This window comes from Streptomyces sp. NPDC058662, from assembly GCF_042716255.1.
GTDB lineage: Bacteria > Actinomycetota > Actinomycetes > Streptomycetales > Streptomycetaceae > Streptomyces.
In genome coordinates this window covers 1-7956 of sequence record NZ_JBHXRU010000168.1, presented here as the reverse complement: position 1 = coordinate 7956, position 7956 = coordinate 1, and the positions used below count along the sequence as shown (strand labels likewise).

Genomic DNA, 7956 nt, shown 5'->3' with positions numbered 1-7956 from the left:
CCCGCAGCGGAGGCCGAAGCCCTGCCGGCCCCCGACCGGGCGCCCGCCGCCGAGACCGCCCCGACCGAAGCGCCGGCCGCGGTTGCCGACGAGCCGGCCGCCGACCCGGCGCCGGTCTTCGAGGAGCCGGCCTTCGAGGCGCCGGTCTTCGCCATGCCGGCCGCCGAGGCCGCCCTGCCCGAGCCGCAGCCCGAGCCGATCGCCCCGGTCTTCGAGATGCCCGCCGAGGCCGCCGCGCCGGAGCCGGAGCCGCAGCCCGCCGCGCCGATCGCGGCCGAGGCCGCAGCCGCCGAGGCCGTAGCGGCCGAGGCCGTACCGGCGGAGGCCGCAGCCCCCGAGCTCGTAGCCGCCGAGCCCGTACCGGCGGAGGCCGTCCCCGCCGCGGCGCTGTCCGAGACCGAGACCGAGATCGAGCCCGCCGCCCCCGTCTCCCCGGAGCCCGCCGCGATCGAGGTCCCGGCCGCACCGCAGGCCGTCGAGGCCGAGGCCCCCGCCGAGCCGCTCCCCGGCCCGGTCGAGGTGCCGGCCGCGGAAGCCGTCGTACCCGAGCCCGAGCCCGGGCCCGTCGTCGCGGCGGAGCCCGCCCCGGCCGCCCCGGAGCCCCAGCCCGCGGCGCAGGAGACCGGGCAGCCCGAGCCGCTCGCCGCCGCCCCGGAGCCCGCCGAGCCCGCCGCCGCGGGCGAGCCGGCCCCCGGCTATGCCGACGCCGAGCGCGAGGCCGTCCTGCGCGTCATGCGCGAGCGCCGCGACATCCGCAAGGGCTTCCGTACCGACCCGATCCCGCACGAGGTGCTGCTGCGCGTCCTGGAAGCGGCCCACACCGCGCCCAGCGTCGGCCACTCGCAGCCCTGGGACTTCGTCGTCATCCGCTCGGCCGAGACCCGCCGCACGATGCACGAGCTCGCCCAGCGCCAGCGCGAGGCGTACGCGAAGTCGCTGCCCAAGGGCCGGGCGAAGCAGTTCAAGGAACTCAAGATCGAGGCCATCCTCGACACCCCGGTGAACATCGTCGTCACCGCCGACCCCACCCGCGGCGGCCGCCACACCCTCGGCCGGCACACCCAGCCGCAGATGGCCCCGTACTCCTCGGCCCTCGCCGTCGAGAACCTCTGGCTCGCCGCCCGCGCCGAGGGCCTCGGCGTCGGCTGGGTCAGCTTCTTCGACGAGCGCGAGATGGTCCGCGAACTCGGCCTGCCGGAGCACCTGGAGGTCGTCGCGTACCTGTGCGTCGGCTACGTCGACGAGTTCCCCGAGGAGCCCGAACTGGCGCAGGCCGGCTGGTCCCAGCGCCGCCCCCTGTCCTGGGTGGTCCACGAGGAGACCTACGGCCGCCGCGCGCTGCCCGGCGAGGAGCCGCACGACCTCCTCTCGGAGACGGTCGCCAGCATCCGCCCGCTCGACGCGAAGGCGCTCGGCGAGGCGTGGGAGCGCCAGAAGCGCATGACCAAGCCCGCCGGGGCCCTGGGCATGCTCGAAATCATCTCCGCACAGCTGTCGGGCCTCTCCCGGGTCTGCCCGCCGCCGATCCCGGAGCCGGCCGCCGTCGCCATCTTCGCCGGCGACCACGGCGTGCACGCCCAGGGCGTCACCCCGTGGCCGCAGGAGGTCACCACGCAGATGGTGGCCAACTTCCTGGGCGGCGGCGCGGTCTGCAACGCCTTCGCCAACCAGGTGGGCGCCGAGGTGTGCGTCATCGACGTCGGCGTCGCCGGCGACCTGCCGGCGACCCCCGGACTGCTCCCGCGCAAGATCCGCCCCGGCACGGCCGACCTGTCCACCGAGCCGGCCATGACCCGCGAGGAGGCGGTCGCGGCGATCGAGGTGGGCATCGAGACGGCCCGCGACCTCGTCGCCGCCGGCAACAAGGCCCTCCTCACCGGCGAGATGGGCATCGCGAACACCACCGTGTCCGCCGCCCTCATCTCGGTCTTCACGGGCGTCGACCCCGCGGAGGTCACCGGCCGGGGCACGGGCATCAACGACGAGACCCACTCCCGCAAGGTCGAGGTCGTACGCCGCGCCCTGGAGCTCCACCAGCCCGACCCGGCGGACCCGATCGGCGTCCTCGCCGCCATCGGCGGCCTGGAGCACGCGGCGATCGTGGGGCTCCTGCTCGGCGGCGCGTCCCTGCGTACGCCGGTCATCCTGGACGGCGTCAGCGCCGGCGCGGCCGCCCTCGTGGCGCGCGCCATCGCCCCGGAATCCCTGTCGGCGTGCATCGCGGGCCACCGCAGCGCGGAACCGGGCCACGTGGCGGCCCTGAACCGGCTCGGCCTGCGCCCGCTGGTCGACCTGGACCTGCGCCTCGGCGAGGGCACGGGCGCGCTGCTGGCCCTCCCCCTGGTCCAGAGCGCGGCCCGCGCGATGCACGAGGTAGCCACCTTCGACTCGGCGGGCGTCACAGAAAAGTAACCCCCGCCCCGCCCCCCGAACAGCCCCCGCTGACCTCCGAAGGCCCCCCGGCGGCCCGTGGGGCTCCGCCCCAGCCCCCGCGCCTCCAGCCTCGCCGGCGGAGGCTGGAGGCGAGGCACCCGCCCCCGAGGGTGCGCCCGGGCAGGCGGGGCGGGACGGGCGCGGTTCCTCGTGCCGGGTGCCCCTGGGGCTCCGCCCCAGACCCCGCGCCTCAACGCCGGCGAGGCTAAGGGAGTGCCTCGAACGCCGGCGGGGCTGGGTGAGTGCCTCGAACGCTGGCGGGGCTGGGGGAGTGCCCCGCATCCTCCGGACAGGGTGTCTCCGCGTACGGACGTGGGGTGCGTGGGGTGGGGACACTCCGGGATGTCCCCGCAGGCCGAGCGAACCCACCGCCGACCAGCGGACCGGTCCGGCTCAGGGTTCGCGAGCCGAGGAGACGTCCCGGAGTGTCCCCACCCCACCCCGAAGCCCCCGCCACCTCCCGCCCGGCCCCGCCACCGCCGCCACCCGCCGACTCCGCGATCCCCCACGCGCCCCGGCCACCGCTTCCCGCACCCCGCCCACGTCCGCCGCCGCCACCGGCACCCCGCCCCCGTCCGCACCGCCGCGCACCGCGGCCCCGCGCCCCGCCCCCGGTCCGCACCGCCGCGCACCGCGTCCCCGCACCCCGCCCCCCGTCCGCGACGCCGCGCACCGCGTACCGCGCCCGCAGGCCGTGGTCCGTTCCGCCGCACGCGGGGACTCCGGCGGGAGCCCCGCAGCCGCACCCCCCGGGGCCCCGGCCGCGCCCCCCGGGCCGGGGCCGGGCGGGCGACCCGGTCAGGTCGTCCGCCCCGGCGGGTCGTATCGTTGATCCGGACACCGGAAACCCCTCGTACCAGCCGCTCCAGCGTCGCAGCGGCCCCCTCCGCCGCACCAGGAGCCGCATCCGCCATGGCCGACACTCCCGCCTACCCCGTAGGACTCCGCCTGGCGGGCCGCCGCGTCGTCGTCATCGGCGGCGGCCAGGTGGCCCAGCGCCGCCTGCCGGCGCTCATCGCGGCCGGCGCCGACGTCCTGCTCGTCTCGCCCTCCGCCACCCCCTCCGTCGACGCCATGGCCGAGACCGGCGAGATCCGCTGGGAGCGCCGCCGCTACGAGGACGGCGACCTCGCCGGCGCCTGGTACGCCCTCGTCGCCACCCAGAACCGCGAGGCCAACGAGCGCGCCTCCGCCGAGGCCGAGCGCGAGCGGGTCTGGTGCGTGCGCGCCGACGACGCCTCCGCCGCCAGCGCCTGGACCCCGGCCACCGGCCGCGTCGAGGGCGTCACCGTCGCCGTGCTGACCGGCAACGACCCCCGCCGCTCGGCCGCCGTCCGCGACGCCGTCGTCGAGGGCCTGCGCGACGGCACCCTCACCGCCCCCGGCCACCGCCACCGGTCGACCCCCGGCGTCGCCCTCGTCGGCGGCGGCCCCGGCGACCCCGACCTGATCACCGTGCGGGGCCGCCGCCTCCTCGCCGAGGCGGACGTGGTCATCGCCGACCGCCTAGGTCCCCGCGACCTGCTCGACGAGCTCCCCCCGCACGTCGAGGTCATCGACGCCGCGAAGATCCCGTACGGCCGGTTCATGGCGCAGGAGGCCATCAACAACGCCCTGATCGAGCACGCCAAGGCCGGCAAGGCCGTGGTCCGGCTCAAGGGCGGGGACCCGTACGTCTTCGGCCGCGGCATGGAGGAGCTCCAGGCCCTCGCCGAGGCGGGTATCCCCTGCACGGTCGTGCCCGGCATCTCCAGCTCCATCTCGGTGCCCGGCGCCGTCGGCATCCCGGTCACCCACCGGGGCGTCGCTCACGAGTTCACCGTCGTCAGCGGCCACGTCGGCCCCGACGACCCGCGCTCGCTCGTCGACTGGGCCGCCCTGGCCCGGCTCACCGGCACGCTGGTCATCCTCATGGGCGTCGACAAGATCGGCCTGATCTCCGAGGCGCTCGTCCGCCACGGGCGCTCCGCGGACACCCCGGTCGCGGTCGTCCAGGAGGGCACCACCGCCGCCCAGCGCCGCGTCGACGCCACCCTCGCCACGGTCGCCGAGACCGTCCGCGCGCAGGGGGTCCGCCCTCCGGCCGTCATCGTCATCGGCGAGGTCGTCCGCGTCGGAACCCCGAGCGCTCCCACCGCCGGCGCCTGACAGGCCGTTGGCACCGCACCCAGGACAAGGCAGTATCACCCTGTGGCTGATCTCATCACCATCGAGGACCCCGACGACCCGCGCCTGCGCGACTACACGGGTCTGACCGACGTCGAACTCCGGCGGCGCCGCGAGCCCGCCGAAGGCCTCTTCATCGCCGAGGGCGAGAAGGTCATCAGACGGGCCAAGGACGCCGGTTACGAGATGCGCTCGATGCTGCTCTCCGCCAAATGGGTCGACGTCATGCGCGATGTCATCGACGAGCTCCCCGCCCCGGTGTACGCCGTCAGCCCGGAGCTCGCCGAACGCGTCACCGGCTACCACGTGCACCGCGGCGCCCTCGCCTCCATGCAGCGCAAGCCGCTGCCCACGGCCGAGGAACTCCTCGCCACCACCCGGCGCGTGGTCATCATGGAAGCGGTCAACGACCACACCAACATCGGGGCCATCTTCCGCAGCGCCGCCGCCCTCGGCATGGACGCGGTGCTGCTGTCCCCCGACTGCGCGGACCCGCTCTACCGCCGCTCGGTGAAGGTCTCCATGGGCGCGGTCTTCTCCGTCCCCTACGCCCGCCTGGACGCCTGGCCCAGGGGTCTGGACTCGGTGCGCGAGGCGGGGTTCAAGCTGCTCGCCCTCACCCCGCACGAGAAGGCCTCGCCGATCGACGTGGCCGCCCCGCAGTCCCTGGACCGGGTCGCCCTGATGCTGGGCGCGGAGGGCGACGGCCTGTCCACGCAGGCCCTGGTCGCCGCCGACGACTGGGTACGCATCCCCATGGCGCACGGCGTGGACTCGCTGAACGTGGGCGCGGCGGCCGCGGTCGCCTTCTACGCGGTGGCCCAGGGCCGCGCGGCCCAGCCGTAGATCCGGAGGCCCGGTCGGGCGGGCGTCCGCCGGGCCGGTCACCCGGACGCCCGCCGGTCCTGGCCGGGCCGGCGGTGGTTCCGCCCACCCGGTCGCGGAGCCTGCGCGGCCGAGGCCGGCCCCGCCCGTCCGCTCCGCTACAGCTTCTGAGCTGCCGCGATACCCAGCGCCACGATCAGTGTCACCACCACGAACACGATCAGCCGCTGCCGCATCATCCTCGGATCCGGCCGCGCGGGCCGGCGCCCCGCCCCCGTGGTCCGGGGCGCCGGGCGGCCCCCCGTACGGCCGGCGGTGGGCCGGGAGGACGGGCCGCCCGGGTTGCCGGTGTGGCGCGAGGACGAGGGCCGCGAGCCGGGTCCGCCCTGCGACCGGGGGACGGGGGTGCCTCCCGTACGACGCTCCGTGCGCTGGTCGGGGTAGCGGTCGGTGTACTGCGCGGTCCGGTCGGCCGGGCGCTCGGGGCGGGTGCGCTGCACGGGGGGACGGCTGTCCGACAGGCCCTGCGCCTCACGCGCCGCGATCTCCTTGAGGCGCATCGACAGCTGGAGCGTGCTGGGCCTGTCCTCGGGGTCCTTGGCCAGACACGCCTGGACGAGCGGGGCCAGCGCGTCCGGCACCCCGGCCAGATGCGGCTCCTCGTGCACCACGCGGTACAGCATGACCTCGGAACTGCCGTGCCCGAAGGGCGAGTCGGCCGTCGCCGCGTACGCGAGGGTGGCTCCCAGCGCGAAGACGTCGGTGGCGGGCGTGACGGCGGCGCCGCGCACCTGTTCGGGCGCGAGGAAACCGGGGGAGCCGACGGCCGTACCCACATGGGTGAGCGTGCTCGCCCCGGTGGCCCACGCGATGCCGAAGTCGATGATCCGGGGGCCCTTGGGGGAGAGCAGGATGTTCGAGGGCTTGAGGTCCCGGTGGACGACCCCCGCCTCGTGCACGGCGACCAGGCCCTCGGACAGGGCGGCACCGACGGCGGCGATCTGGGCCGCCGTCAGGGGCCCCTCCTCGGTCACCTTGTCGTGGAGGGACGGCCCGGGCACGTACTGGGTGGCGAACCACGGCCGCTCGGCGTCCAGGTCCGCCGCCACCAGGCGCGCGGTGCAACCGCCCCGGATCCGCCGGGCCGCGGAGACCTCGCGGGCGAACCGCGAGCGGAACTCCTGGTCCTCGGCCAGATCCGGCCGGATGACCTTGAGGGCGACGCGCTGCCCGCGCCGGTCCGACCCCAGGTAGACCACGCCCATCCCGCCGGCCCCCAGCCGACGGTGCAGCCTGAACGAGCCGACGACACGCGGGTCCTCGCGCCGGAGCCGCATCATCGCCATGTCCACCCCGCTGACCGGTCGTCCTGTTGACGTGGCACAGCTTACGGACCATCCGGCATGCGCGCTCAGAGGCCGCGCCCTCGCCGGGGGATTCGATTGTCAGTGCGTCACCGCACACTTGGGGGGCCCGCGGCCCTCCCGCCCGGCCGTCGGCAGGGATGCGTCCCGATGGCTCAAACATCCTTTCGCCCAAGGGTGTTGGCTCCCGGACGGCCCACCGGCGGGCCCCGCGCCCGGGGGTGGGCTCCGCCGTGCGCCGACCGCGGCCGAGTGGATCTTCGCGCTGTCCGCCGCGCGGCGCCGGGTGTGCGGAGAGTGACGTAAGTGAGCGAAGTCACCACCCTGCGGTCACCCCTTCCGGGAAGACCCCTACAACGGGGGAGCGATCTCCACCCAGGGGAGTACACGGGATGGGCCCCGTCATCCTCCGGGAGGCCCGCCAATGGGTCCACAGGCATGAGGCCACGGCCCCTCCGCGCGCCTAGTGTTGAGGACAAGCGGCGGGTGGAGCACTCGTCCCCCGAGGTCACAAGCCCGCCGCTGCCAACACGACAGGGAGAGGGCCATGGCGGACATCGCACGGCACGGACGCAAGGCATTCGCGTTCAACAGCCATGAGTCCGGTACGCGCCACCCTCTGGTGGCCGCGGCCATGGTGCTCCCCCTGGCCGCCGTCCTGCTCTTCCTCTTCGGAGGCTTCGAACAGGTGGCGGCACAAGCGTCGTCCGTGGGTGTGATGCTGGGGCGCTGAGCGGCGCCCCAGGCCCGGAAGAGCGGTCCGGGCCGGGACATCGGCCTGTCGAACCCCGTGGGGACGGGGGCGCGACGGACGGCAGGTGAAGGGTGCTGCCCGTACGACTGGGGAGTCGCACGGGCAGCACCCTTTTTCACCCCACCCCGTAAGCCGCGGTGCTCCCGCGGCCTATCCGCGGGTGCTCTGCCCCCCGGCCCGTCACGGCCGACCCGCGGCGCTTTCCAACGCGCTACCGCCCGCTTGCGGGCCCCCTGCCGTCCACCACCCGGCCCGAGTGTCCCCGCGGCGTCCCCGCCCCGCGTCCGCGCTGCCACCCGGCCCGCGCCGCCGCGCCGCCCCGCCGCCTCGTGTCCGCGCCGCCTCGTGTCCGCGCTGCCCCGCCTCCGCGCCGCCCCGTGTCCGCGCCGCCCCGTGTCCGCGCCGCCCCGTGTC

The 7956-nt window shown here is 76.2% G+C and carries 4 protein-coding genes and 1 pseudogene; 4 read left to right on the top strand and 1 reads right to left on the bottom strand.

Annotated elements, in window-relative coordinates; genetic code table 11:
- From cobT to ACFWUQ_RS30560, 3 genes are all read left to right on the top strand, one after another.
- A partial coding sequence (gene cobT, locus ACFWUQ_RS30570) for a nicotinate-nucleotide--dimethylbenzimidazole phosphoribosyltransferase (RefSeq protein ID WP_384544506.1) occupies positions 1-2412 on the top strand: 2412 nt, incomplete at its 5' end.
- Between the two features lie 933 nt (positions 2413-3345).
- Complete coding sequence (cobA, locus tag ACFWUQ_RS30565) at positions 3346-4581, top strand: uroporphyrinogen-III C-methyltransferase (RefSeq protein ID WP_384544504.1); 1236 nt, start codon at positions 3346-3348, stop codon at positions 4579-4581.
- Between the two features lie 42 nt (positions 4582-4623).
- The gene (locus tag ACFWUQ_RS30560; RefSeq protein ID WP_384544502.1) at positions 4624-5445 is read left to right on the top strand and encodes a TrmH family RNA methyltransferase; all 822 of its coding nucleotides are present in this window, start codon (positions 4624-4626) and stop codon (positions 5443-5445) included.
- On the opposite strand, the pseudogene ACFWUQ_RS30555 reads toward ACFWUQ_RS30560, so the two are convergent.
- Positions 5435-6770 (bottom strand): annotated as a pseudogene (locus ACFWUQ_RS30555) (serine/threonine-protein kinase); the annotation flags it as partial. The gene ACFWUQ_RS30560 and the pseudogene ACFWUQ_RS30555 sit on opposite strands and share 11 nt — an antisense overlap.
- A 565-nt stretch (positions 6771-7335) precedes the next feature.
- On the opposite strand from ACFWUQ_RS30555, the gene ACFWUQ_RS30550 reads away from it, so the two are divergent.
- Positions 7336-7521 (top strand): hypothetical protein, encoded by a 186-nt coding sequence (locus tag ACFWUQ_RS30550; protein ID WP_384544500.1) that lies wholly within the window; start codon positions 7336-7338, stop codon positions 7519-7521.
- Positions 7522-7956: the final 435 nt, after the last annotated feature.